Genomic DNA, 1562 nt, shown 5'->3' on the forward strand with positions numbered 1-1562 from the left:
CCACGATCCAGGTTTCGACGCGTGGCACCCCGTACTTGCCCAGCACCGCCCTTGCGATCTGGGCGTCGCGGTCGTGTGGGTTCTGCTTGCCGCCCCAACCGTTGAAGTTGAAGTCGACACCGAGGAGCTTGTCCGCCTCCTCCACGAACACCGGCACGGTGTCGCGTGTCAAGTACCGGGTTTGATGGAGACTGGATCAGCTGGTTTCCAGGGTTGCGTTGGCCGGGTGGGTCATCGCGTGTAGCGCTTCCTACTCGGCGGGCGGGAGGTGCCCGAGTTCGCCCTGCAGGCGCCGGTTGGCGTACCAGTCGATGTACTCGACCGTGGCGATCTTGAAGAGATCGTAGAATCTCCTTTGCTGCCAACGGATACGACCATGCTGGCCTCGGCCAGGTGCTGGGTGTGGCGCCGCTGACCTCAAGATCTGGTTCGCCCGCCGCAGCTCACGGTTCTCCCGCTCCAGCTGCGCGATCCGCTCCGCCTCACCGCTCGTGGCGCCCGGCCGTCCCTGGCGTCGATCTCCGCGCGCTTGACCCAGGTCCTCAGCGCCTCCACGGCCATCCGGGTTGCCCGCAGCAGCGCATCACCAGACCGGGGGAGGTCGCGGTGTGCGTACCCGGAATCTGTTTCACCGCAAGCCATTCCGCGTTGTTGACACCATCGTGTGACACGAGTCGTCGAGGCCGGAAACCGGGCCGGGATTGTCGGTGGTCGCCGGGAGACTTGGTGGCATGGCGGAGCTGGAGATCCATCACAACGACCCGGACAGGTTCTGGGCGTCGCGTGGACCCGCGCTGACCGCTGAGCTCGTCACCGCCGTCGCCGAGGCGCGCGCGGCGATGGCGAGGGTGCTCGATGTGGTGGGCGAGTTGGACCGCGACGACATCCACCGCCTCGCCGGATACGGATCCCTGCCCAAGCTCCTCACCGCCCTGGTGCGAGTCCACCCCCGCGAGGCCCGCCGCTGGGTCGAACGAGCCGACCACCTCGCCGAGACGGTCACCCCCACCGGGCACCACCGGCCCGCCGCCCTGCCCGCCACCCGCGCCGCCATGCGCGACGCGGTGGTCGACGGGGAGCACATCGACATCATCGCCACAACCATGGGTGACATACCCGCCTGGGTGGACGAACCCGCCCGCGAAGGATTCGAGGCCGCCCTCGCCGAGCAGGCACGCACCACCAACCCGGCCGAACTACGGGTCAGCGCGCAGCGGATGCTCGCCGTGCTCGACCAGGACGGCCCCGAACCATCCGATGACCCACCACGGGCACGGAACTTCCTGGCCTGGCGGCGACACCACGACGGCACGGTGCACGGCCGGTTCGAACTGACCCCCACCGACGGCGCCACCCTCGAAACCCTGATCACCGCCCTGTCCACACCCCGTGAGCATGACCAGCGGGACCGGGGCGAACGCCACGGTGACGCCCTCGCCGAACTCTGCGACCTCGCCCAGGCCGCCCCCGACCTGCCCACCGAGGCCGGGGAGCGACCGCACCTGCACCTCACCGCGACCATCGAGATGCTCCGCGACTCGGTGGGCCGGGCCACCCTGGAC

2 protein-coding genes are annotated in these 1562 nt (G+C 69.3%); one reads left to right on the forward strand and one right to left on the reverse strand.

Features of this window, described 5'->3' with window-relative positions; all coding sequences use genetic code 11:
* Positions 1 to 157: agmatine deiminase family protein (locus ACRDSQ_RS00530; RefSeq protein WP_431417794.1), on the reverse strand; the 157-nt coding region annotated here is incomplete at its 3' end.
* Positions 158 to 731: 574 nt separating this feature from the next.
* Here ACRDSQ_RS00530 and ACRDSQ_RS00535 point away from each other — a divergent pair.
* On the forward strand, positions 732 to 1562 hold an 831-nt coding region (locus tag ACRDSQ_RS00535; RefSeq protein WP_431417793.1), incomplete at its 3' end, for a DUF222 domain-containing protein.

Source organism: Actinokineospora sp., assembly GCF_050699995.1.
Classification (GTDB): domain Bacteria; phylum Actinomycetota; class Actinomycetes; order Mycobacteriales; family Pseudonocardiaceae; genus Actinokineospora.